Origin of the sequence: Sinomonas sp. (assembly GCF_051955515.1) — a bacterium.
Classification (GTDB): domain Bacteria; phylum Actinomycetota; class Actinomycetes; order Actinomycetales; family Micrococcaceae; genus Sinomonas.
Map to the genome: position 1 here is coordinate 19,226 of NZ_JBQCGQ010000075.1, position 22,263 is coordinate 41,488.

Sequence of the window (22,263 nt, forward strand, 5' to 3'; positions counted from 1 at the left end):
GTGACCCTTCCGCAGCACCCTGGCCCGGACCGCCCCGACGACGGATCGGCCCCTCGTGGTCGCCTCAATCCGCTGACCGGGCTGGTCCTGGCGGGAGCCGCGGTGGTGGTCTGCCTCGCGTGGGCGTCGTGGTCGGTGTGGCTTGCGGTCCTTGCCGCAGCCCTCGTGGCCGCGTCGCGGGCGCGTGTCCTCTCGCGCGTGGCGGCGGCAGGCTCCGTCGTGGTGGTCCCCTTCGCGCTGTGGGCGCTCGCGATCCACGGCCTGTTCTTCCCCGAGGGCCGAACAGTCCTTGCCGAGGTCGGCCCGGCCCGGGTGACCGCGGAGGGCCTCGACTACGCAGCACTGTTCGTTCTGCGGACGGCGACGCTCGTCGTCGTCATGCTCGCCTTCTCGCTGTGGGTGGACGTCGCGACGCTGCGTGTCGCTCTGGTGCGGCGCGGGGTACCCGCGCAGCTCGGGTTCGTCCTCGCATCGGCCTTGGGGCTCGCGGCCGCCGTGAGCGGGCGTCTGGCGGGGATCCGGGCGGCGCAGGAGGCGCGTGGGCTCGTGGTGCGCCGTGGGATCGCAGGACGCGTGGTCGCCGCGAGGCTCCAAGTCGTGCCGCTCGTCCTTCAGCTGGTGGACGAGGCGGGCGAGCGGGCCACCGCGCTCGAGGCCCGTGGCTCCTCCCTTCGGGGTCGCCGGACCTTCTATGTCGAGGAGCCGGACTCGCGGCTCCAGCGATGGGTCCGCTGGTCGCTCGCCGTGGCGAGCCTCGCTGTGGTCGCGTCGGTGGTGGTCCCGGCAGTCGTCGGGACCTTCGGGAGCGCCGGGTGACTGCCGATGCTGCCGCGCCCGTCCTCTCCGCGGACATCAAGAGCTTCGCGTACGACGACGGCGACGCCCCTGTGCTCCACGGCGTTCGGCTTGGGCTGCGGGCGGGCTCGCTCACGGCCGTGCTGGGCGCCTCGGGGAGCGGCAAGTCGACGCTCGCCAAGGTGCTCGCCGGCTGGGCCGTGGCGCCCGGCCACGCGCGATTCGCAGGAACGCTCCACCTTGCAGCTGGCGACGGGTCGGAGGCACGGCTCGAATTCGCCGGTTCGGACGCCGATCCTCGCCTTCATCTCGGGGCGTGGGGAGCGCGAGTTGCCTATGTTCCCCAGCGGCCGTCGGACCTGCTCACGGGGGCCGCTTCGGGGGCAGGGGAGGAGCTCGCCTTCTCCCTGGAGCAGCAGGGCGTACCGCGGGAAGAGATGAAGGCCCGCGTGCGGTCAACGGCACGCTCCGTTGGGCTCGAGGGCCTCCTGGGGCGACGCCCCGCGGGCCTCTCAGGCGGTGAGCAGAGGCGGCTCGCGCTCGGTGCCGCGATCATCACTCGACCGGACGTGGTGCTGCTCGACGAGCCGACGGCCTCGCTCGACGCAGAGGGCGAGGAAGCCCTCGCTCGAGTCATCGACGAGCTGCGCGCCTCGGGCACCGCCGTCGTCCTGTTTGCCGCCGCAGCCCACAGCCTCGCCCTCCAGGCCACGCATTGCCTTCTGCTCGAGGCGGGAACCGTGGCGGCGGAGGGAGCTCCGGCCGACGTCTTGGGTTCGCGCGCATTCGAGCGGTCCGGCGTGCTGAGGACCGATGACGGCAACTGCCCCGCCGCTTTGCCGGCTGTTGCTGGGAGGGATACCGCAAGCAGCGGTTCTCCGGCGGCGGAGATGGACGGCGTGACGTTCTCGTACCGGACGGGCAAGAGGGTGGACGGGCAAGAAGGGCTTGTCCTCGGTGATGTCTCCTTCACCGTCTGGTCTGGCGAAGTGCTCGCACTCACGGGTCCGAACGGGGCGGGGAAGTCGACGCTGCTTCGCCATCTTGCGGGTCTGCTCCGCCCCATGAGCGGAACCGTCCGAATTGACGGACGCGATATCAACCAGACTCCTGCGGGGGCGATCGCGGAGACCGTAGGGACCCTGTTTCAGGATCCCCGGGACCAGCTCTTCGAGCGCAGCGCCCTCCGGGAGGTCGGCTTCGGCCTGCATAGACTCGGGCTGGCGAAGCGGGACTGGCGTGATTCCGCGCTCGCGGCACTCGACGCCGTCGGCCTCGCGACCCAGGCTGACCGGCATCCGTACGAGTTCTCAGCCTCGGAGCAGAGGCTCCTTGCCCTCGCCACGGCCTTGGCGCGAGCGCCCAAGGTGCTGCTGCTCGACGAGCCGACCGTGGGCCTTGACCGGCGCGGACTCACCCGGCTTGAAGCTGTGGTGAGGTCCGCGGCTGAGGGGGGCGCCGCCGTCGTGCTCTCAACGCACGCCCTCGCGTGGGCGCGCTGCCACGCCCATCGCATGGTAGGCCTGTCCGGCGGACATCTCAGGGAACTGCGGGTCGGCTAGTGCGGTCGGCATGGGAGCGGTGGGAGAGCCTCTGGGTCGGAGGCGTGCGCCAGGGAGCTGTCTTCCGGGGGTTCGACGGAGACCTCCTCATCACGCGTGTGGCCTTCGACGACGGCGCCGGCTCCGCGTTTGCGTCCGAGACCCTCCTGCGCCTGGAATCCTCGGGGGACACCTGGACTGGATTCCGCTACCGGATGGAGCCCGGGGCGCTTTCTGCGGGCGTCTGGCGGGAGGAGGCTGGTCTCGGCGTCGACACCCTCCCTGCCACGGGCGAGTACCTTCTGCTCGAGCGGCTCTCCCGGTCGGAGCGCCGCCGAGCGAGCTTCGGCCGCGTGGATGAAGCGCGGCCCGATACGCCGCCAGCCCCGGCGGAGATCCGCCGCGCGGGACTCGAGTCGGTCGAGCTGCCAGACGGCAGATCGGTCCGCGCTGAGCGCTACGACGTCGTAGCGGGCGGCATGCGCGCGGGAACCCATTGGGTCCGCGACGGCGTGACCGTGCGCAGCGCGTGGGGCGGCGTGCTCACCTTTGCGGGCGAGCGGCCCGAGGCCCTCGCCCGCCTCGGCAGTCGGCTGGCCGACTTCCTGGCTGGAGGCTTCGGCCCCGGGTGATCAGGCGAAGGCTGCGGGGTCAGGGATGGAATGCGCGCCCGTTCACGCGCTCGGAGGCGCCGACCCGATCGAGGTACGGCGTGATGCCGCCCAGATGCATCGGCCACCCAGCCCCCAGGATTATGCAGAGGTCCACGTCCTCAGGTCCGGCAACCACGCCTTCCTCGAGGATGAGGCCAATCTCCTCGGCGAGGGCGTCCTGGCAGCGCCGCAGCACCTGCTCGGAGCTTGAGGGCGAACCCCCGAAACTCAGGAGGTCCATGGTCGATGCCGGGATCTCCTTCCCGCCGTCTGCCGTGGTGGCCCAGAGACCCTTGATCCCCGCGTCGATGAGCGCCTGCTGATTGGCGGAGACGTGGAAGCGATCGCCGAACGCAGCGCGGAGCGACTCCGAGACGTGCTGAGCGACCGGAAGCCCCACCATCGAGGCGAGCGTGAAGGGCGTCATCGGGAGGCCCATCGGGGCCAGGGCCGAATCCGCGACCTCCGCCGGGGTTCCCTCGTCGAAGGCCGCGGTGACCTCGCCCATCAGGCGGAGCAGGACCCGGTTCACCACGAAAGCGGCCGCGTCGCGCACGAGCACGCCGGTCTTCTTGAGCGAGGCCGCGAGGACGAAGGCTGTTGCCAGCACCGCCTCGTCGGTCTTCGGGGCGCGCACGATCTCCACGAGTGGCATGACGGCCACGGGATTGAAGAAGTGGAAGCCGATGACCCGTTCCGGGTGGGCGAGGCCTTCGGCCATGGACGTGACCGAGAGGGAGGACGTGTTGGTGGCCAGGATGCACTCGGGCGAGACCACTGCTTCGAGCTCGGCGAAGACCTGCTTCTTGACGGAGAGCTCCTCGAACACGGCCTCGATCACGAAGTCGGCATCGGCAAAGGGCTCCTTCGACACGGATCCGGTGATGAGAGCCTTCACCCGATCCGCCGAATTGGATGACAGGCTCCCGCGTGCGAGAAGCTTGTCCACCTCGCTGTGGACGTGGGCCACGCCCTTGTCCACGCGTGCCTGGTCGATGTCGGTCATGACCACCGGGACTCTGAGCTGGCGCGCGAACAGCAGTGCGAGCTGGCCGGCCATGAGCCCCGCCCCCACGACCCCGACCTTCGTCACGGGTCGGGCGAGGCTCGCGTCCGGTGCCCCGGCAGGGCGCCGGCCCCGGCGCTGGACCACGTCGAGGAAGGCGTACACAGTGTCGCGGAACTGCGGGGTCTGCATGAGCTCCGTCAGGGCTAGGACCTCGAGTTCAGCCGACTCCTCCTGCGTCGCGAGCTTCCCGGCTTCGAAGACGTCGAGAACCTTGGCTGGGGCGGGGGCCGCATCGCCCGTCTTGGCGGCGACGACGGCGCGAGCGGCCTTCGCCGCGACGTCCCATCGGCTGAGCACCTCCGGGTCGCCCGACGCGGGGTCGGCGGCGTGCGGGCGTTCGATCGGAATGCTCCCCGCGAGGACGTCTCGGGCCCAGGCGAGCGACTGGGCGAGGAAGTCTTCGCCTGCGAACAGGGCGTCCGCGATTCCGAGGTCGAAGGCCTCGGGGCCGCCAATCGTCCGGTTGTTCCCCAGGGGATTCTCGATCATGATCTTGAGCGCGGCCTCGGGGCCTATGAGTCGCGGCAGGCGGTAGACCCCGCCCCAGCCGGGGATGAGCCCGATGAAGGCCTCGGGGAGGCCGATGCCCTGGGCGTCGGCCGAGACCGTGCGATAGGTGCAGGCCAGAGCGATCTCCAGCCCTCCGCCGAGGGCCACACCGTTGATGAAGGCGAAGGTCGGCACACCGAGGTCGGCCAGGAGGTCGTAGGCGGCGTGTCCGAGCCGGGCCATCTGGGTCCCCAGTTCCCGTTCGCGCAGTTGCTTGACCGTTGTGAGGTCGGCGCCCGCAACCAGATAGGAGGGCTTGCCCGTCACCGCAACGGCGTCGATCTCTCCGGCTATGGCACGGTCCCTGAGGATCTCGAGCGTCCGGCCCAGCTCGACGAGCGTGTTCGGCCCCAGAGTGGTGGGCTTGGAGGCTCCGAGCTGGTTGTCGAGGGTGATCAGAGCGATCGTCGCGCCCGGCACTGTGATGTCCTCGACGAGGGAGTGGGTGACGGCCTCCCCGGGAACCCGCGACGCGAGGGCGTCGAACCGATCGAAAGCAGACGGCGTCATCTTCTGGCCCTTCCTGTAGTTCCGCACCCAATGTTACTGGCGGGTAACTTCGAGGGCAACGCCTAGGAGTCCGCGGCCGCCCTCTTCCGGGGACTCAACTGCTTGGGATGTTCGAAGGAGTCGAGGACGGTGGCGAGCACCCGATCGATCTGCCACTGCCGTGCCCCGAGTGTTCGGAGCGCGGCGGCGAGCGATTCGGCGGTGAGCGGCTCGGGCGGCCGCCACGCGGCACGCCGGAGGTGATCGGGCGTCAGGAGATTCTCGGACGGCATCCCAAGGTCGTCCGCCAGCTCTGCGATGCGGGGCCGCACCGTCTGGAGCCGTGCGGCCGCCTCGGGGTCGCGATCCTCCCAGACTCGAGGCGGCGGAGGTGCATTCGTGGGAAGATGCAGGGGCGGCAGCTCACCGACCGGGAGCGAGCGGGCGGCGGAGATCGCCCGCAGCCAACGCGGCGCCTCCCGCTGGGCCGCGCGGCCGTGGAAGCCTTTCGTGGCGAGCAGCTGGGGCACCGTGGAGGGCATGGCGCGGGCGACGGCGACGATCGCCGAGTCGGGGATGAGCTTGCCCGGCGCGATGTCGCGCTTGCGGGCGAGAGCGTCCCGCTCCACCCACAGTTCCCGGACGGCCGCCAGCTGGCGGCGGTCCCGGATGTGGTGCACGCCCGAGGTTCGCCGCCACGGGTCCGGCTTGGGCTCGGGGAGTCCCGCGGCGAGGATCGCCGCGAACTCCTCTTCTGCGAACCCCAGCTTCCCCTGGGCCTCGAGGAGGTCGGCAAGCTCGTCGCGGAGCTCGACGAGGACTTCGACGTCGAGGGCCGCGTACCGCAGCCACGGCTCGGGGAGCGGACGGGTGGACCAGTCCGCGGCCGAATGCTCCTTGGCGAGGCCGAACCCGAGGAGCTGCTCGACGACGGCGGCGAGCCCCACCCGCGGAAGGCCGGCGAGCCGGGCGGCCAGCTCGGTGTCGAAGAGCCGGTCGGGCCACATTCCGAGCTCCGCAAGGCACGGAAGATCCTGGGTTGAGGCGTGCACGACCCATTCGACGCCGCGAAGCGCCTCTCCCAGAATCGACAGATCGGCGAACGGCTCGGGGTCGATCAGCCAGGTCCCCGCCCCGTCGCGCCTGATCTGCACGAGGAAGGCTCGCTGCCCGTACCGGAATCCTGAGGCCCTTTCGGCGTCGACGCCGGCGGGGCCGGTCCCGGCCGCAATGGCCCGTGCGGCGCGCTCAAGACCCTCCTGCGTCTCGATCACGAGGGGAACGCCGTCGCGCGGGGCATCCAGCTCCACGACGGCGGGAATCGGGTCCTCGAATCCCGGGACGCGGACGTGGGTCTGCTCGCCGTTCTGCTCTGGCATGGTCTGAGCTGCGGAGCCTGCGGAAGGGTCGGCTTCCGAACCGGCCCGGGGAGAGTCCTGAGACTGTGCGGTCATGATTTCCTGAGTCTACGCCCGAAGGGGTCAGTCTCTGCGGCGCGGCAGTGGTGAGACCCCGTCGGGAAGGGGAGGGAGGCCGGCGAACGCACAGATCATGTCCGCCCACGCCTCGAGATGTGTCTTCACCCCTGAGCTCAGGGGTGTCCACGAGGCTCGCAGCTCGATATCAATCGACTCCCGCCGCCCCTGCAGGGTCCCGAAGCTCTCCGAGAGGACGCGTGTGGCGGTGCCACCCGCGGCTGTGTAGTCGGCGCGGTGCTTCTCGAGCGCCTCGACGAGCCATGTCCAGGCCACTGACCCGAGAAGGGCGTCCTCCGCCATCTCGGGCTCGAGACGCGCCCGGATGTAGGTCACGATCCGGAACGTCCCCTGCCACACTGCGGGAGGTTCCGGATCATGCAGCAGGATGAACCGACCGGTGGCGAGCTCAGGAGCCGCGCCGGGGTCGTCGCTTCCTCCCGCATCGCTCGCCGAGGGCGCTGCGCTGTCGAGGACCTCGGCCTCGAGGGCAACGGCGTACGGCGCAAGCCTGGCGGGGGCCGGGATCTCCTGGAGCCTCAGCTCGGGGCGGCCGACGGCGGCGCGCAGCGAGCGCAGGGCACTCAGGAACTCCGCAGGCAGCTGAGCTAATGCGGTCACCATCACAGGGTACGTCCGAGGGTCCCAGCGTGCCCCTCGTGGCGCGCCGGGACCCTCGGTGTCGCCGCAGGTCAGCGGGTGAGTTCCTCGCGCAGGGCGGCTGCGAATGCGTCGACATCCGCTTCACGCGTATCGAACGAGCACATCCATCGCACCTCACGGCGGGCGGCGTCCCAGTCGTAGAACGCGAAGCGCTCGCGCAGGCGGTCGGCCACGCCCTCGGGCAGGATCGCGAAGACCCCGTTCGACTCCGTCTCCTGGGTGAGCTCCACGCCGTCGAGTCCTTCGACCGCGGCACGCAACCGAGCGGCCATCGCATTCGAATGGGCGGCCGAGCGGAGCCAGAGGTCGTCCTCGAGGAGGGCCAGGAACTGGGCCGAGACGAAGCGCATCTTCGACGCGAGCTGCATGTTCATCTTGCGCAGGAACTCGAGCCCGGGGGCGGCTCCCGGGTCGAGGGCCACTACGCACTCGCCGAACAGCATCCCGTTCTTGGTCCCGCCGAAGGAGAGGATGTCGATCCCAGCATCGCGGGTGAACGCGCGCACCGGCAGGCCGAGTCCGGCCGCCGCATTGGCGAGTCGTGCACCGTCCATGTGCACAGCCATCCCGAGGGCATGGGCGTGCTCGGTGACGCTCCGGATCTCGTCCACGGAGTATCGGGTTCCGAGCTCGGTGGTCTGCGTGATGGAGACGGCGAGCGGCTGCGCCCGGTGTTCGTCGCCCCAGCCCCACGCCTCGCGGTCGATGAGCTCGGGGGTCAGCTTGCCGTCGTCGGCCGTCACGGAAAGGAGCTTCATTCCGCCCACGCGCTCAGGCGCGCCGTTCTCGTCGACGTTGATGTGGGCCGTGCGCGCGCACACCACCGCTCCCCATCGGGGCAGCAGTGCCTGAAGCGAGAGGACGTTCGCGCCCGTCCCATTGAAGACGGGATACGCCTGCACGCCTCCGCCGAACAGCCGCTCCATCTCGGACTGCAGCCTGGCCGTGTACGGATCGCCGCCGTACGAGGTCACGTGGCCTTCGTTCGCGGCGGCGAGGGCAGCGAGGACTTCCGGATGGGTGCCCGAGTAGTTGTCGGAGGCGAAGCCCCGGCGGTTCGGATCGTGCAGCGGCCAGCCGGCCGGAGCGTGTGCAGGAGTAGTCGGGGCAGGGTGGATCGAAGTCACTGTCACAGTATTCCTCAGGCCTTCTCAGGTGGTCAGATCGAAGCGTGCGCCGTTCACGGCGGCGGCGCTCTCCGAGAACAGGGCGACGGTGCGCGCCGCAAGGGCGTCCACATGGGTGTAGCCGGGAAACCGGCGCCCCGGCTGCGCCGCGAGCATCTCCTTGTCGAGCAGGGCCTTGACGGCGAGCACGACGGCGGCGCTCGTCAGAGGCGACGGGTCACCGGAGCGTTCGGCCTGGTCGGAGGCGAAGCCTCGGGCCATCGCTCGCGTCCACGCCTCCGCGGCGGCCTTCGCCGCCGCATAATTGGCGTATCCCGCGCGAGGATGCTCGATGAGGGTCGAGGACACGATGACGAAGCGTCCGCGCCGCGAGCCGAGCAGGTCATCGTAGAAGGCCCGGCTCGTGTTGCGGACGGTCGTGATGCCCGTCTTCTCGAGGAAGTCCCAGTCCTCGTCCGACTGGTCGGTGAGCGAATGCCCGCCGCGCCAGCCGCCGACAAGGTGGATCACGCCGTCGACCGCTCCGAAGCTCTCCCGCAGGTCTTCGGCGAGCGCCTGGACGCCCGCGTAGTCGGTGAGGTCGCACTCCCGCTGGGGCACGCCGCCGTCGTCCGCGCCCCCCGGGCGACCGAAGGCTGCAGCAAGTCGCTCCGCGTTGCTGCCGACGGCGATCGCCGTCGCCCCCGCCGTGCGCAGGGCGCGGACCATCGCCGTGCCGGCGGCCGAGCTGGCGCCGGCGACGACGACGACCGCGCCCTGGGCGCCGTCACCCGGGCTGGGGCTCACGCGGAGGCCCCATGTAGCGGGGCTGCCCCGTTCAGCCCTGCTGCCCCGTCCAGCCCTGCTGCTTCGTTCAGAGGCGTCTCGCCGGTGATTCCCGCCGTCGACTCGATCACGTGCCGCATCTTCTTCTCCAGTGCCTCGTAGAACATGGACAGCGGGAACTCATCATCGAGCACTTGGTCCGTGATCTCGCGCGGCGTGCCGGTGAGGGGGAGCGCCTCGGGCCCCTTGGCCCAGACGGACGCGGGATGCGGGATCACGGTCCCGGAGACGAGCTCGTACGCTGCGAGCCAGTGTGCCACCTTGGGCCGGTCGATGGAACGCCAGTACAGCTCGTCGATCGCGTCGCCGAGCGCGCTCACGACGTCGGGCACCTCCGTCCAGTCGATCGTCAGCTTCGTGTCGGTCCAGTGGAGAACCCGGTGCTGGTGCATCCACGCGAACAGCAACTGCCCTCCCAGCCCGTCGTAGTTCCGCACTCGGCTGCCGGTGATGGCGAAGCGGAAGATCCGGTCGAAGATCACCGCGTACTGGACGAGCTTGGCGTGGCGGCGGGCTTCGGCGTCGGCTGACTCGTCGCGCTCGATCTTGACCGACTCGCGGAAGGCCGTGAGGTCGCAGCGGAGTTCTTCGAGCGAATACAGGAAGAACGGCATCCGCTGCTTGATCATGAACGGGTCGAACGGCAGGTCCCCGCGCATGTGGGTCCGGTCGTGGATCAGGTCCCACATGACGAACGTCTCCTGGGCGAGCTTCTGGTCGGCCACCAGTTCGGCGGCCTCGGCCGGGAGCTCGAGGTTCGTGACCTTCGCCGCCGCGTCGAGGACCCGCCGGAAGCGCGCTGCCTCACGGTCGGCGAAGATGGCGCCCCAGGTGAAGGTCGGGACCTCGCGCATGGCGACGGTCTCGGGGAACAGGACGGCCGAGTTCGTCGCGTAGCCCGGGGTGAAGTCGAGGAAGCGGATCGGGACGAAGAGCTTGTTGCTGTACGCCCCGCCCTCGAGGTCGGCGATGAAGTCCGGCCACACGACCTCGACCAGAACTGCCTCCACGAGCCGGTCGCGGCTTCCGTTCTGCGTGTACATCGGGAACACGACGAGGTGGAGAAGCCCGTTCACCCGATGAAGCTGGGGCTGGAACGCCAAGAGCGAGTCGAGGAAGTCCGGCACCCCGAAGCCGGCCTGAGCCCACTTCCGGAAATCTTCGACGAGCACGCTCAGGTATTCGGCGTCGTGGGGGAAGGCCGGGGCGAGAGCCGTGATGCCGCAGATGATCTTCTCCACCAGCTCGGCGGCCAGCGGAAGGTCGGTGGGTTCGGCAAGCGATCCATCGTGGGCTTGGAGCGGCTGCAGTGCCATCACGGCATCCTTGAGGGCATGCCAGGCGGGGTCATGGGCAACGGAGCGCGCGGAGGATTCCGGCGCGGGAGCGATGGTGGTCATGGCACTCGCTTTCTCTCGATCGGAGGACTGAGATGAGCGTAGCCATGGAAAAGTTCAGCTGGAGCTGAAAAGCCCTGAGCAACAGGAACTTGATTGCTCAGGGCGTGCCAGACGATGCGGTGAATCAGGCCTCGTCAGGGACGAGCGTCAGCGAAATGGAGTTGATGCAATAACGCTGATCTGTGGGGGTGTCGTAGCCCTCGCCCTCGAACACATGGCCGAGGTGAGAGTTGCAGGTGGCACATCGCACTTCCACCCGATCCATGCCGAAGGTGCGGTCGTGCAGGTAGACGACCGCGTCGGCGGCGAGCGGGGCCCAGAACGACGGCCAGCCGCAGTGCGAGTCGAACTTCTCCTGGCTGGTGAAGAGCTCCGCCCCACATGCGCGGCACCGGTAGCTTCCCCTGGTGTGCGTGTCCCAGTATTCGCCGGTGAACGCACGCTCCGTGCCCGCCTGCCGGAGGACGTGATACTCCTCAGGCGTCAGGCGATCACGCCATTCCTCGTCGGTGAGGGACGCTGCGGACCGCTCGAGGTCTGGATTCTGCTGCGGGGGAGTCGTGGGCTCGAAGGAAGCTTCCATACCCACCACAACGCTCAGGAGTCCCCGATGAATCCCGTGCCCGCGTAGAGATGGAGCACGGGAATCCCGAGCTTCCGCTGGGCCTGGTTGGCCCAATCCGTGTGAAGTGTGTCCTCGACAGCGTGCGGCAGCGTGACGACGATCGCCTGCGACGCCCCCGACTCGGCGGCGCGGTCCGCGAGCACGGCGACGGGATCGCCCTGGATGAGTTCACCCGTGCGCGGCCCGCCGATGCCCTCAAGCGCGGCGAGGGAGCCGGTGAGCGTGGTCTGGGCTACGGCCTGCTCGCTCTCGGGGCTCGTCTTCGTCGACAGGTCTCCCACCGCCTTGCGGAACTCGAGCATGGAGAGATGGTCCAGGAAGTCCACCACGAGCCGGCGCTTGCGGCCCACGGGAACCAGGACGTTGAGTGGCGTGTCCGTACCCTCGATGAGTTCGGAGAGTGCCTTCCGCTCGGCAGGGCCCAGGGCGACTTCGGTCAGGATGAGGATCGGCGCCGTCATGGGTTCAGACTAGACGCTTGCAAGAATGGTTTCATGCCCCGCAGACGAATGTTCGAGGACACGGACTTCCCGGATGCCCATCCCAATCGCCAGCACTCGGACGAACGGCTGCCTCGGAGCCTCTGGGCCCTCCTCGGCGCGGGCCTCGGCCTCGGGGCGGCCTCCGCGGTCGCCGCCTCCAGCTCGGCCCTTGCGGCCTACTTCGCACGCCGAATCGTCACGCCCGAACGAGTACGCGTGGAGGACCAGGAACTCCTCGCCGTGCAGGGACGCGGCGACGAACGGCGCGTCATTCTCAAGGCCACGCCGGAGACGGCCGTCGACGGCGAGTACAGCTTCTTCTTCGCCGGCGGCACCGGGCACGTGCGGCTCGGGCCCCTCGAGGACTATCAGCCGGGCGACGAGACGGTCACGCGGAGGGTTATCGCGGAGTACAGCGGCGATCTGGACAGGGCGGTGAAGGGCAGGTGGAGCGGAGTCGTCTTCAGTTCACCGGGGGACGTGGGCTATGAGTTCCAGGAAGTAGCCATCCCCACCGCGCTCGGCCCCGCACCTGCCTGGCTCGTCCCAGCGGGGGAGGGCGGGACGTCGCGGACATGGGCCATCATGGTCCACGGTCGCGGCGCGACCCGATTGGAGAGCCTGCGAGGACTTCTGCCCGCCCAGCGCCTCGGCCTCACGAGCCTGGTGGTCTCGTACCGGAACGACGGAGAGGCCCCGGCGACCGCGGACGGCCGCTATGGGCTCGGCATGACCGAGTGGCGGGACGTCGAGGACGCGATCTCCTACGCGCTCGGGCACGGCGCCGCCGACGTTGTCCTGTTCGGCTGGTCGATGGGCGGCGCCATCAGCCTCGCGGCGGCAGACCGCTCAAGCCAGCGTCAGTACATTCGCGCCCTCGTGCTGGACGCCCCCGTCGTGGACTGGGTGGATGTGCTCGCGCATCAGGCCCAGAAGAATCGCATACCGCGGGGGATCGGGCGCTTCGGGCAGTTCCTGCTCGCCCATCCGCTGGGACGGCGCATGACCGGCCTTGCCGCGCCCCTCGACTTCCGGGCCATGGACTGGGTGACGCGGGCGGTGGAGCTGCGGACCCCCACGCTGATCCTGCACAGCGCCGACGACGAATTCGTGCCCTTCGGCCCCTCCGCGCTGCTGGCAGGCCGCAACCCGGAGATGGTCACGCTCGAGACGTTCCGGAAGGCCAGGCACACCAAGGAGTGGAACGTCGACCCCGAGCGGTGGGAAGCGACGATCGTCGCCTGGCTGCGCGATGTCCTCGCTCCGCGTCCGGCACCAGGGGGATCGACGTCGTCGTCCGTTGCGTCGTCAGGCGCTGCGCAGCCGGACCACTGAGGCCTTCGTGAGGCGAACGAGGTCGGCGGGGGAGAGCTCGATGTCGAAACCGCGGCGTCCGCCTGACACCAGAATGCTCTCGTGCTCGAGCGCGGATGCGTCAATCGCCGTGGGCGACGGCTGGCGCTGGCCCAGCGGGGAGATGCCTCCCAGCACGTACCCAGTTCGCCGCTCGGCTGCCCCGCGATCCGCCATCGCTGCCTTCTTCGCCCCGAAGGCAGCGGCGGCCGCCTTGAGATCCAGCGACCCGCTCACGGGCACGACGGCGACGCACAGCTTGGCGGACCCCTCGCCCCCGAGGTCGATCACCAGCGTCTTGAAGACGCGCTCGGGCTCGACGCCGAGCGCCTCGGCTGCCTCGAGGCCGTAGCTCGACGACGACGGATCGTGCGCATAGGGTCGCGCCACATAGCTCACGCCCGCGGCGTCGAGCACCGCCGTCGCGGGCGTTGCCGGTCCGTGGAGCGCAGTGGACTTTCCCTTCGCCACTTGCCCTCAGGCGGTTTGGCCGAGGTGGCACTCCCCAGCCACCTTGCGCTTGATCCGAGCGAGCATCGCGCTCATCCCGCGCAGGCGCAACGGGGACACGGCGCGGTCAAGGCCCAGCTCGTGCGCGATATCGTCCGGAACTGCCAGGATCTCGTTCGCCGGCAGCCCATCGAGCCCCTCGAACAGGATGCTCGCGAAGCCGCGCGTGGTCGGCGCTTCCCGAGGGGCGGTGAGGAACAGGCGCACCACTGGAGATGCCGCGTCCGTACCGGGTTCGGTCTCGATGGTGATGAACACCGGAGACTGGCACTCGACGACCTGCTCGAGCCGCTCGGGGTGGTCCTGATACCGCTCGGGGAGCTCCGGAAGGGACTGTGCGAACTCGAGCAGCAGCTGGAGCCGCTCGCGCTCCTCGAGCCCCTGGAACTCGTCGATGATCTCCGCAAGGGCGGCAGGGGTGGTGGTATTCGTCGTCATATCCCTTCCAGACTACGGTCATACGGCAATGCGGCGGCCTCGTCCGATGCCGCCGCACCGCGCAGTCGAGGACGCTCTAGCCAAGCGGCCAACTGCTGCTCATCCGCCACCCTGATCCGGGAGACGGAACGCCGCCTTTCAGCTGAGCGGCCAAGTACCTCGTTCTTCACCCTTAACAATCGGAACCCGCACCGCATTTCCCCACTCGGTCCACGAGCCGTCGTAGTTGCGGACGTTGTCGAAGCCGAGGAGGTACTTGAGCGCGAACCACGTGTGGCTGGAGCGCTCTCCGATGCGGCAGTAGGCCACGACCTCGTCGCCAGCGGTGAGGCCGGCTTCGCCGAGGTACAGGTCCTCGAGCTCCTGGCGCGACTTGTACGTGCCGTCCTCGGCGGCCGCGCGGGCCCACGGGATGGACGCCGCGGTCGGGATGTGGCCGCCGCGGAGGGCGCCTTCCTCCGGGTACGCGGGCATGTGGGTGCGCTTTCCCGTGTACTCGTCAGGGGAGCGGACGTCGATGAGCGGCTTGCCGAGGTGCGCGAGGACGTCGTCCTTGAAGGCGCGGATCGGGGAGTCGTTGCGCTCGACGACGGGGTAATCGCCTTCGATGGGGGTGGGAACCTCGGTGGTGAGCTCGCGGCCCTCGGCGATCCACTTGTCGCGGCCGCCGTCGAGGAGGCGGACGTCCTCGTGGCCGAACAGGGTGAAGACCCAGAGGGCGTAGGCTGCCCACCAGTTCGACTTGTCGCCGTAGATGACCACGGTCGTGTCCCGCGAGATGCCCTTCGAGGAGAGGAGCTTCGCGAAAGCCGGGCCGTCGACGTAGTCGCGGGAGACCTCGTCGTTCAGGTCCGTGTGCCAGTCGATCTTCACCGCGCCGGGAATGTGGCCGGTCTCGTAGAGCAGGACGTCCTCGTCGGACTCCACCACGGCGAGCTTGCCGCCCTCGAGGGCGCCGTCGGCGAGCTGTGCGGTGAGCCATTCGGTGGAGACGAGGCGCTCCGGGTGGGCGTAGGCGGCGAACTTTTCGTTCTGATCGAGGGGATAGCTCATGGTGAGGCCTTTCGCTCGGCTGAGCCAGGGCGTGCGACGATGACGACGCGCTCCTGAGATGTCCCTTCCAGCGTAGCCACGGGATGCCGCTGTGGTGAGTGCCGCCGTCGCGCCCTGTCATGAGGCGAAACATGACGCACCGCTCCGCGATATCCTTGCCACTGCCCCGCGCACCGATGTAAACGCCTTCGGGCCCTATGACGGACGGAATCCTTGGCGACTGTCGCACACTTGACCACCCGCACGCCGAAAGTCTCCGTGGAGGAACTCCTGGCCGGCTTTCACCCCTCACCGCGCTTCGGAGAGGTCTCGTTCGAGAGCTACCGGCCGGACCCTGCCCAGCCGTCTCAGTCTGCCGCGGTGCGCGCCCTCCAGGCGTTCGGGGCCTCCATGGAGGGGCAGCGGGGCGGAGGCAGCGTGTTCTCGCGGCTGTTCGGGGCGAAGAAGCCAGCTTCGCGCGCGGGCGTGTATCTTGACGGCGGCTTCGGCGTCGGGAAGACGCACCTCCTCGCCTCGCTGTGGCACTCCGTTCCCGGCCCGAAGGCGTTCGGGACGTTCGTCGAATACACCAACCTCGTCGGGGCGCTGTCGTTCCGCAAGACCGTGGAAGCCTTGAGCTCGTACCGGCTCGTCTGCATCGACGAATTCGAACTCGACGATCCGGGCGACACGGTGCTGATGTCGCGGCTCATGCGCGAACTGGCCGACGCCGGCGTCAAGCTCGCCGCCACGTCCAACACCCTCCCCGGCTCACTCGGCGAGGGCCGGTTCGCCGCGGTGGACTTCCAACGCGAGATCCAGGTGCTGGCCGACCAGTTCGACGTCATCCGGATCGACGGCGAGGACTATCGCCATCGTGGGCTGCCCGAGGCGCCCGCTCCGCTGGAGAACCACGAGCTGGATGCGCGCCTGAATGCGGAGTTCGACGGCGGTGTGGTGGCCGTGGACGACTTTGGCGCGCTCATGAAGCATCTCGCCGGTGTCCACCCGAGTCGCTACAGGCAGCTCATCGATGGGGTGGACGGAGTCGTGTGGAAGGACGTCCACACGATCGAGGAGCAGGCCGTGGCCCTCCGATTCGTGGTGCTGGCCGACCGCCTGTACGACAAGGACGTGCCGATCCTTGCCTCAGGCGTACCGTTCGACAAGCTCTTCAGCGAAGAGATGATGTCGGGGGGCTACCTCAAGAAGTACTTCCGTGCCGTCTCCCGGCTGACGGCGCTTGCGCGGGAAGCTCAGACGCACGAGGCGTCGTAGCCTCCAGACCTCGCCCGAACGCAGAAATGCCGGTCCCGCCTCTCAGCGGTACCGGCATCCCTGTGACGTATCTTGGTCAGTCCGGCCTGGCGCCGGCTGAGTTTCTAGGGTTGGTCCCCGACAACTCGGGCGGGCAGCTCGATGCAATCGAGTTCCCGGGCGCTCCTACCGTGACTGGCCGCGATGGCGTCGACTAAGGACACGGCCACCTCCTTTCCCTCAGGGAGCCAGTGCGCTCCACCACGAACGATGGTAGCCACGCACGGCGCGCAAGCCAACACCCTTTTTCCGCGAGCGAACGGGAAGTCGCCGGGTACACGAATGGCGCCCGCCAAGGGGGCGCCATCTCAAGAGTGGGCGATACTGGGATCGAACCAGTGACCTCTTCCGTGTCAGGGAAGCGCGCTACCGCTGCGCCAATCGCCCGGGTCTGTCCCGGTTAACGAGAAGAGAGCGGACGACGAGATTCGAACTCGCGACATCCACCTTGGCAAGGTGGTGCTCTACCAACTGAGCTACGTCCGCAGGGGAGGCGCTAGCCTCTCCGTGGGCGATACTGGGATCGAACCAGTGACCTCTTCCGTGTCAGGGAAGCGCGCTACCGCTGCGCCAATCGCCCGGATTCCCAGACATTGCTGGGAGTCAGGTTTGCACCGAGGTGGGGACGGGATTCGAACCCGCGTATACGGCTTTGCAGGCCGCTGCCTCGCCTCTCGGCCACCCCACCGTGTTGGCATCCCATGAGGATGCTTCCGACAGTGTCCTGCGAGCGGACGACGAGATTCGAACTCGCGACATCCACCTTGGCAAGGTGGTGCTCTACCAACTGAGCTACGTCCGCGGGAGTTTCTGCTCGGTTCCGACTTTGCCTCTGGAAGATGGCGTCGTGCCGCGCTTCAACGAGTAAAAACTCTATAGGACCGGAGGGCAATGCACAAATCGCGCTGCGCCCCCACAGTCCCCTCCTGATTTGAGATCGGGACGCGCTGTGGGCTAAAGTCGGAGAGCGCTCGGCGACGGGTGCTCGTATGAAAGAAGCGGGCGATTGGCGCAGTGGTAGCGCGCTTCGTTCACACCGAAGAGGTCACTGGTTCGAACCCAGTATCGCCCACCAGCGGGACCCCCGGACTCTGTCCGGGGGTCCTTTCTCGTTGTCCCGGCCCCGGATGAGGAGCGTTAATGATGTCAGACCCCTGTGAGAGTGTGCACGCATGACAGTCCCCGGCCTCGCCGCAGATTCCCCCGACGGCTTCGGGCGGATGTACCGGCGCTCGCTCTCCGATGAGCCGACGGTTCCATCGATCACCACCGTCATCGCCCAGCAGCCACTCGACCTCGACGGCTGGCGCAGCTACATGGCTGCGCGGCATCTCGCGGACCATCCCGAGCTTCGGACGGCTCTCGACAGTCCAGCGCGGATTCGGCAGTTGGTGCGCACCGCCGTCGACGCTTCCGAGGACTACGCCCGCGCGGCCGCCCAGCGGGGGGACCGGGTCCACGCGTTCGCCGAACAGCTCACCCTGCGGGCCCTGGGCCGTCCGCATCAGCTCACGGAGGCGCGTGAGCTCCTGCGCTCCCACGGCGAGGAGGCGTTCGCGCTCAACGTCGAGCGCTGGTGGGAGGCGTTCTCGGTGGAACCGCTCGCCGCGGAGCAGACGGTCTGGAACACGACACTCGGCTATGCGGGCACCCTCGACCTCGTGGCGCGCATCAACGGCCGGGTGTGCCTCGTCGACTACAAGACCAAGGGGACCACGCGGGACGGGCGCGTCAAGCCGCCGGACGAGAAGGTGGCCATGCAGCTTGTGGCAGGGATGAAGGCCGAGGAAGGCCTTCTGGATGCCGAGGCAGGGGAGTGGGAGCCGTGGCGCTACGGCGAGGACCCGCTGCTCATTGCGGTTGCCGTGGGAGAGACGGAATTCGCGGCGGTGCGGGTCAATCCGGATGTCCGCCGTCACCATTGGCTCACCTTCTGCAGGCTCCGCCGGGTCTGGGACGCCCGCGTGGAGACGGCGGCGGCCGGCCGAACTCTCCTTCCCCTGCCGCCCCCGCCGATCGCCTAGCAGGAACGCCTCCCGACTAGACTCGTCCCCGTCCCTCGCTCTCTCGTCGAAAGGCCCATCTCGCCATGGCAGTCCTGCCCATCCGGATCATCGGTGACCCCGTGCTGCGGACGCCCGCGGATCCCGTCACCGAGTTCGGGCCGGAACTCGAACGGCTCGTGGCAGACATGATGGAGACGATGGAGGACGTCGACGGTGCGGGACTTGCCGCTCCTCAGGTCGGCGTTGGCCAGCGGGTCTTCACCTACCAGATCGACGGGCAGCGCGGGCACGTCGTCAACCCGCTCCTGACCCTCTCGGATGACTTCCAGGACGACGTCGTCGAGGGGTGCCTGAGTATTCCTGGTGTTGCGTTTCCCGTCCGTCGTCGGCGTTCGGTCGTTGCCAAGGGATTCGACCTGCAGGGGAATCCGATCGAAATCCAGGCGCAGGGCATGCTCGCGCGTGCGTTCCAGCACGAGACGGATCACTTGGACGGAGTCCTTTTCGTCGATCGGCTCGAGGGCGATGACCGCCGCGCGGCCTACCGGGCCATTCGCGGCCTGAACTATTCCTCGATCGCTGATGAGACCGTGACCAAGCGGGCCGGGCACGTCGGCTCGGCGTTCGGCATCGGGGCATCGTCTCCCGCGGCTTCCTTCGGCCGGGGCCCGACCGCGTGAGGGTCCTGTTCGCGGGGACGCCGCGCGTCGCTGTCCCCTCCTTGGAAAGGCTCGCTACGGCCGCCGGCATGGACCTCGTCGGGGTGCTCACCCGACCCGACGCACCGATCGGACGCAAGCGCGTGCTCACGCCGTCGCCCGTCGCCGCCCGAGCCGCCGCGCTGGGACTGCCGGTGATCAAGGCGAGCCGCATCACGGCCGAGATTACCCAACAGATAGCAGACCTCGAGCCCGAGGTTGCGGCGATTGTCGCGTTCGGCGGGCTGGTGCCTCCTGCAGCCCTCACCGTCCCCGTGCACGGCTGGGTGAATCTCCACTTCTCGCTGCTGCCAGCGTGGCGCGGGGCGGCTCCGGTACAGCACGCGGTGATCCACGGGGATGACGTCGTGGGAGCGTCCACCTTCAAGCTCGAAGAAGGGCTGGACACGGGGCCCGTCTACGGGACGATGGCGGTCACGCCGGCGGCGGAGGCCACCTCCGGCGAGCTCCTGGACGAGCTCGCGGCCAGCGGCGCCGAACTTCTTGCGCGCACGCTCGAGGGAATCGCCGACGGCAGCCTCGTGCCGCGCCCGCAAGAGGGGGAACCCACTTTCGCCCCCAAGCTCACGATCGAGGATGGACGGATCGATTGGACCCAGCCCGCCGTCGCCATCAATCGGCGCGCGAGGGGGGTCACGCCCGAACCCGGAGCCTGGACGGTGCTCGACGGGCAGCGGTTCAAGCTTGAGCCACCCAAGCTGCGTCCCGACGCCGGCGACCTTGCGATGGGCGAGGTGGCCTGGGACGGGAAGGTCGTGCTTGTGGGCACGGCGACGCATCCGGTGGAACTGATCCGCGTCCAGCCGGCGGGGAAGAAGATGATGGCAGCCGCCGATTGGGCCCGGGGCTCCTGGGCCAGCGAGGGAATGAGGTTCTCGTGAACGGCTCACGCCGTAACGAGCGCGGCCGCGAACGGAATCGCGGTACGTCTGCTCGTCGCCAATTCAGTCAACAGGCGCCCAGCCAGCGGTCCCGTTTCGCGGACCCCGCCCGGCTCGTGGCGTTCGAGGTGCTCCGCGCTGTGTCGCGGGACGACGCCTACGCGAACCTGGTGCTGCCCGCGAGCATCCGCCACCATCGCCTCGACCGCCGCGATGCCGGCTTCGCGACCGAGCTCGCCTACGGGGCGCTGCGCGGACAGGGCACCTACGACGCGATCCTTGCGCGCTGCGTCGACCGTTCCCTCGATCGACTCGACACAGCGGTGCTCGACGTCCTCCGCCTCGGGGCCCACCAGCTTTTGGCCATGCGCGTCCCTCCTCACGCGGCCCTCAACCAGACCGTCGCCCTGACACGCGCAGTGGTGGGTGCCGGGCCCGCGTCTCTGGTCAACGCTGTGCTGCGCCGTGTGAGCGAGCGGGGCCTCGAGGACTGGCTCGCGGATTTGGTCGGGGCCGCTAGCGACGACGTCGAGGCGGCAGCCCTGCGCCACGCCCACCCCGCATGGATCGTTCGCGCCCTGCGCCAGTCACTGGTCGCGCATGGCCGGGCGGTGACCGAGATCGAGGACCTGCTCGAGGCGGACAACGCCGCGCCCGTAGTCAATCTGGTGGCGCTCCCGGGGATAGGAACTCTCGACGAGGCCCTCCACGACGGTGCCACCCCCGGGGAGCTCGTCGAAGGATCCGCGCTCTCAGCAGGAGGGGACCTGGGCCGATGGGATGCCGTGCGCGGCGGCACCCTGCGCATACAGGATGTGGGCTCCCAGCTCGTGGCGCGCGCGGTGGCCGCCGCGCCCATCGAGGGGACGCGCCCCTCTGGCGAACGCTGGCTCGATCTGTGTGCTGGACCCGGAGGCAAGGCTGCTCTCCTCGGCGCACTGGCGGCCGAGCGGGGGGCTACGCTGCTGGCCAACGAGCCGGCCGAGCATCGTGCCGAGCTCGTTCGGCGCGCCTTGCGCCCGGTGCCGGAGAACGTCTGGTCGGTGCGAACGGGCGATGGTCGGACTCTCGCGCCTGAACTCATCGGAACGTTCGACCGGGTGATTGTCGATGTCCCGTGCAGCGGACTCGGAGCGCTCCGGCGTCGTCCTGAGTCACGATGGCGCAGGACGCCCGCGGACGTGGCTGAGCTCGGACCGCTCCAGCGGCAGCTGCTCGACGCCGCGATCGACGCCACGGCACCCGGCGGCGTCGTCGGCTATGTGACGTGCTCGCCCCATCCCGCAGAGACCGTCGCCGTCGTCGCGGACGCCCTGCGCCGGCGAGCCGACGTCAAGACCCTCGACGCCGGCGTCGTCCTCGACGCAGTGGCGCTGCGTCCGCTGGAGGCGGCCCACGACGGAACCGCCCAACTCTGGCCGCACGTCCACGGAACAGACGCCATGTTCCTCGCCCTCTTCCGCAAGCTACCCACCGAGGAGTCCTGAGTGAACCGCTGCAGCATCCATCCCAGCATCCTGTCTGCCGACTTCGCGAACCTCGAGGCCGAGCTCGCCCGCATCTCCACCGCCGATGCCGTGCACGTCGACGTCATGGACAATCACTTCGTCCCGAACCTCACCCTCGGCCTTCCCGTTGTCGAGCGAATCCAGGAGGTCAGTCCAGTTCCCCTCGACGCACACCTGATGATCGCGGAGGCGGACCGCTGGGCCCCGCTCTATGCCGACCTCGGGCTCGCATCCGTGACGTTCCACGCGGAGGCAGCCATCGCGCCCATCAAGCTGGCGCGCGAACTGCGGGCCCGCGGCTCCCAAGCCGGGATGGCGCTCCGACCTGCGACCGCCGTCGAGCCCTACCTCGACATGCTGACGGAGCTCGACATGCTGCTCATCATGACCGTCGAGCCCGGCTTCGGGGGCCAGGCCTTTCTCGACGTGATGCTTCCGAAGATCCGGCGTGCGCGAGCGGCCGTGGACGGCAGCGGCGCGAAGGTGGCAATCCAAGTCGACGGCGGCATTTCGGCTTCGACGATCGAACGTGCGGCGGAGGCGGGCGCCACTGTCTTCGTTGCCGGGTCCGCCGTGTATGGCGCCGACGACCCGGCGAGCGCGGTGGAGGCGCTGCGGGCTGCGGCAGAGGCCACCGTCCGCGCCTGAAGCACCCCGCCGCTCGCCGACGTCGGGCCGTGTGGCGCCGAGGTCGGGCCGTGTGCCGCCGACGTCGGACCGTGTGGCGCCGAGGTCGGGCCGTGCGGCGCCGAGGTCGGGCGTGGTGGCGCCGAGGTCGGGCTTTGCGGTCATATACAACGACGGGG

The 22,263-nt window shown here is 69.2% G+C and carries 21 protein-coding genes and 6 tRNA genes; 11 read left to right on the forward strand and 16 right to left on the reverse strand.

Annotated features, from left to right (window positions below):
• The 3 genes from ACTHL9_RS04175 to ACTHL9_RS04185 are packed head-to-tail and all read left to right on the forward strand — an operon-like array spanning window position 1 to window position 2,968.
• Window positions 1–816 carry an energy-coupling factor transporter transmembrane component T family protein gene (locus tag ACTHL9_RS04175; protein ID WP_440517518.1) on the forward strand — a complete coding sequence of 272 codons (816 nt, stop codon included), beginning with the start codon at window positions 1–3 and terminating at the stop codon, window positions 814–816.
• Entirely contained in the window at window positions 813–2,357 is a 1,545-nt protein-coding gene (locus ACTHL9_RS04180; RefSeq protein ID WP_440517520.1) for an ABC transporter ATP-binding protein, read from the forward strand. Before ACTHL9_RS04175 ends, ACTHL9_RS04180 begins: the two co-directional genes overlap by 4 nt.
• A 44-nt stretch (window positions 2,358–2,401) precedes the next feature.
• Window positions 2,402–2,968, forward strand: coding sequence for a hypothetical protein (locus ACTHL9_RS04185; protein WP_440517521.1), 567 nt, complete (start codon window positions 2,402–2,404; stop codon window positions 2,966–2,968).
• Window positions 2,969–2,987: 19 nt separating this feature from the next.
• Here ACTHL9_RS04185 and ACTHL9_RS04190 read toward each other — a convergent pair whose 3' ends face one another.
• From ACTHL9_RS04190 to ACTHL9_RS04225, 8 genes are all read right to left on the reverse strand, one after another.
• On the reverse strand, window positions 2,988–5,117 hold the full coding sequence (locus ACTHL9_RS04190; RefSeq protein ID WP_440517522.1) for a 3-hydroxyacyl-CoA dehydrogenase NAD-binding domain-containing protein: 2,130 nt from the start codon (window positions 5,115–5,117) through the stop codon (window positions 2,988–2,990).
• Between the two features lie 62 nt (window positions 5,118–5,179).
• Window positions 5,180–6,550 (reverse strand): HRDC domain-containing protein, encoded by a 1,371-nt coding sequence (locus ACTHL9_RS04195; RefSeq protein WP_440517523.1) that lies wholly within the window; start codon window positions 6,548–6,550, stop codon window positions 5,180–5,182.
• A gap of 27 nt (window positions 6,551–6,577) precedes the next feature.
• The gene (locus ACTHL9_RS04200) at window positions 6,578–7,195 is read right to left on the reverse strand and encodes a DUF3000 domain-containing protein (protein WP_440517525.1); all 618 of its coding nucleotides are present in this window, start codon (window positions 7,193–7,195) and stop codon (window positions 6,578–6,580) included.
• Between the two features lie 68 nt (window positions 7,196–7,263).
• Entirely contained in the window at window positions 7,264–8,352 is a 1,089-nt protein-coding gene (locus ACTHL9_RS04205; RefSeq protein ID WP_440517549.1) for a threonine aldolase family protein, read from the reverse strand.
• A gap of 33 nt (window positions 8,353–8,385) precedes the next feature.
• Window positions 8,386–9,147 (reverse strand): SDR family NAD(P)-dependent oxidoreductase, encoded by a 762-nt coding sequence (locus tag ACTHL9_RS04210; RefSeq protein ID WP_440517526.1) that lies wholly within the window; start codon window positions 9,145–9,147, stop codon window positions 8,386–8,388.
• Complete coding sequence (locus ACTHL9_RS04215) at window positions 9,144–10,586, reverse strand: DUF6421 family protein (RefSeq protein ID WP_440517527.1); 1,443 nt, start codon at window positions 10,584–10,586, stop codon at window positions 9,144–9,146. The genes ACTHL9_RS04210 and ACTHL9_RS04215 overlap by 4 nt, the downstream gene beginning before the upstream one ends.
• Before the next feature lie 124 nt (window positions 10,587–10,710).
• Window positions 10,711–11,169 carry a peptide-methionine (R)-S-oxide reductase MsrB gene (gene msrB, locus ACTHL9_RS04220; protein WP_440517528.1) on the reverse strand — a complete coding sequence of 153 codons (459 nt, stop codon included), beginning with the start codon at window positions 11,167–11,169 and terminating at the stop codon, window positions 10,711–10,713.
• 14 nt (window positions 11,170–11,183) lie between these two features.
• Window positions 11,184–11,672, reverse strand: coding sequence for a hypothetical protein (locus tag ACTHL9_RS04225; RefSeq protein ID WP_440517529.1), 489 nt, complete (start codon window positions 11,670–11,672; stop codon window positions 11,184–11,186).
• Between the two features lie 33 nt (window positions 11,673–11,705).
• Here ACTHL9_RS04225 and ACTHL9_RS04230 point away from each other — a divergent pair, with 33 nt between their 5' ends.
• Window positions 11,706–13,028: an alpha/beta hydrolase family protein gene (locus tag ACTHL9_RS04230; protein WP_440517530.1), complete on the forward strand. Its 1,323-nt coding sequence runs from the start codon at window positions 11,706–11,708 to the stop codon at window positions 13,026–13,028.
• On the opposite strand, the gene ybaK is transcribed toward ACTHL9_RS04230, so the two are convergent.
• The 3 genes from ybaK to ACTHL9_RS04245 all read right to left on the reverse strand — a co-directional run bounded on the left by ybaK (window position 13,002) and on the right by ACTHL9_RS04245 (window position 15,047).
• Window positions 13,002–13,517, reverse strand: coding sequence for a Cys-tRNA(Pro) deacylase (gene ybaK / locus ACTHL9_RS04235; RefSeq protein WP_440517532.1), 516 nt, complete (start codon window positions 13,515–13,517; stop codon window positions 13,002–13,004). The genes ACTHL9_RS04230 and ybaK overlap by 27 nt on opposite strands.
• A 6-nt stretch (window positions 13,518–13,523) precedes the next feature.
• Complete coding sequence (locus ACTHL9_RS04240) at window positions 13,524–13,994, reverse strand: SufE family protein (RefSeq protein ID WP_440517534.1); 471 nt, start codon at window positions 13,992–13,994, stop codon at window positions 13,524–13,526.
• Between the two features lie 138 nt (window positions 13,995–14,132).
• Window positions 14,133–15,047, reverse strand: coding sequence for a sulfurtransferase (locus ACTHL9_RS04245; protein ID WP_440517536.1), 915 nt, complete (start codon window positions 15,045–15,047; stop codon window positions 14,133–14,135).
• 213 nt (window positions 15,048–15,260) lie between these two features.
• Between ACTHL9_RS04245 and zapE the strand changes: the two genes are divergently transcribed.
• Window positions 15,261–16,304, forward strand: coding sequence for a cell division protein ZapE (gene zapE, locus ACTHL9_RS04250; protein ID WP_440517537.1), 1,044 nt, complete (start codon window positions 15,261–15,263; stop codon window positions 16,302–16,304).
• A gap of 354 nt (window positions 16,305–16,658) precedes the next feature.
• On the opposite strand, the gene ACTHL9_RS04255 is transcribed toward zapE, so the two are convergent.
• The 5 genes from ACTHL9_RS04255 to ACTHL9_RS04275 form a co-directional block, all read right to left on the reverse strand.
• Window positions 16,659–16,730: transfer RNA gene (locus tag ACTHL9_RS04255), tRNA-Val, on the reverse strand.
• A gap of 26 nt (window positions 16,731–16,756) precedes the next feature.
• Window positions 16,757–16,829, reverse strand: a tRNA-Gly gene (locus ACTHL9_RS04260).
• A 22-nt stretch (window positions 16,830–16,851) separates the two neighbouring features.
• Window positions 16,852–16,923: transfer RNA gene (locus tag ACTHL9_RS04265), tRNA-Val, on the reverse strand.
• Window positions 16,924–16,960: 37 nt separating this feature from the next.
• A tRNA-Cys gene (locus ACTHL9_RS04270) sits at window positions 16,961–17,031 on the reverse strand.
• 41 nt (window positions 17,032–17,072) lie between these two features.
• Window positions 17,073–17,145, reverse strand: a tRNA-Gly gene (locus tag ACTHL9_RS04275).
• A gap of 198 nt (window positions 17,146–17,343) precedes the next feature.
• Here ACTHL9_RS04275 and ACTHL9_RS04280 point away from each other — a divergent pair.
• The 6 genes from ACTHL9_RS04280 to rpe all read left to right on the forward strand — a co-directional run bounded on the left by ACTHL9_RS04280 (window position 17,344) and on the right by rpe (window position 22,105).
• Window positions 17,344–17,418 (forward strand) — tRNA-Val (locus tag ACTHL9_RS04280).
• Window positions 17,419–17,515: 97 nt separating this feature from the next.
• A complete protein-coding gene (locus ACTHL9_RS04285; RefSeq protein WP_440517538.1) occupies window positions 17,516–18,367 on the forward strand; it encodes a cytochrome in 852 nt (283 codons plus the stop codon).
• Window positions 18,368–18,432: 65 nt separating this feature from the next.
• Window positions 18,433–19,029, forward strand: a complete 597-nt coding sequence (def, locus tag ACTHL9_RS04290; RefSeq protein ID WP_440517539.1) for a peptide deformylase — start codon at window positions 18,433–18,435, stop codon at window positions 19,027–19,029.
• Window positions 19,026–19,949: a methionyl-tRNA formyltransferase gene (gene fmt, locus ACTHL9_RS04295; RefSeq protein ID WP_440517541.1), complete on the forward strand. Its 924-nt coding sequence runs from the start codon at window positions 19,026–19,028 to the stop codon at window positions 19,947–19,949. Before def ends, fmt begins: the two co-directional genes overlap by 4 nt.
• A complete protein-coding gene (locus ACTHL9_RS04300) occupies window positions 19,904–21,436 on the forward strand; it encodes an RsmB/NOP family class I SAM-dependent RNA methyltransferase (protein ID WP_440517542.1) in 1,533 nt (510 codons plus the stop codon). The genes fmt and ACTHL9_RS04300 overlap by 46 nt, the downstream gene beginning before the upstream one ends.
• Complete coding sequence (gene rpe, locus ACTHL9_RS04305; protein WP_440517544.1) at window positions 21,437–22,105, forward strand: ribulose-phosphate 3-epimerase; 669 nt, start codon at window positions 21,437–21,439, stop codon at window positions 22,103–22,105.
• The last annotated feature ends 158 nt before the right edge of the window (window positions 22,106–22,263 follow it).